Here is a 450-nt window from a genome sequence, read left to right as displayed (position 1 = left end):
GCCATGTATAGTCGGGAAACTCGCGCAGTAATTCGCCAATCATGACCGGGTTATCGCTGACTTCTGGCGTGCGTTTCGGGTCACTACTTAATAACACCACGCCGTCTGGCGCTTGCGTAAGCCAGTCGTCAAGACGGCATTCACTGACCGGCGTCCAGCCGCGCGCCAGCATTCGTTGCCACAACGCATCAAATGGTGTGTCGTTGCTCATCCCTATTCCTCCAGCCTCATCTTGTACTGGCGCAAGCGAACGCCTTCGTAGTTTTCCATCGACAGACAGTCATAATTGAGACAGCGCGATTCATTAGCCGGTTGCGGCTCAATTCCCCACGCAGCCAGTTGCGCCAGCGCCGCCTGTTCCGCGGCGGGCAGTTGCTCCCGAGCCAGTTCGCTCAGGCTACCGCCGTAGTCGTCGAGCATCGCGGGTTGCAGGCCGACGAGGGCAATATG

Annotated in this window: 2 protein-coding genes; both read right to left on the bottom strand. The window is 58.4% G+C overall.

All coding sequences use genetic code 11. The features are described from left to right. Positions 1–211: thioredoxin domain-containing protein (locus D7X32_RS44640; RefSeq protein ID WP_208752794.1), on the bottom strand; the 211-nt coding region annotated here is incomplete at its 3' end. Between the two features lie 2 nt (positions 212–213). Beyond that, positions 214–450 (bottom strand): hypothetical protein (locus tag D7X32_RS44635; protein WP_208752792.1); only part of this gene is annotated, 237 nt, incomplete at its 5' end.

The organism is Corallococcus carmarthensis (assembly GCF_003611695.1).
Classification (GTDB): domain Bacteria; phylum Myxococcota; class Myxococcia; order Myxococcales; family Myxococcaceae; genus Corallococcus; species Corallococcus carmarthensis.
The sequence above is the reverse complement of the archived record's forward strand: the minus strand, read 5'-3'. Positions and strand labels throughout refer to the sequence as shown.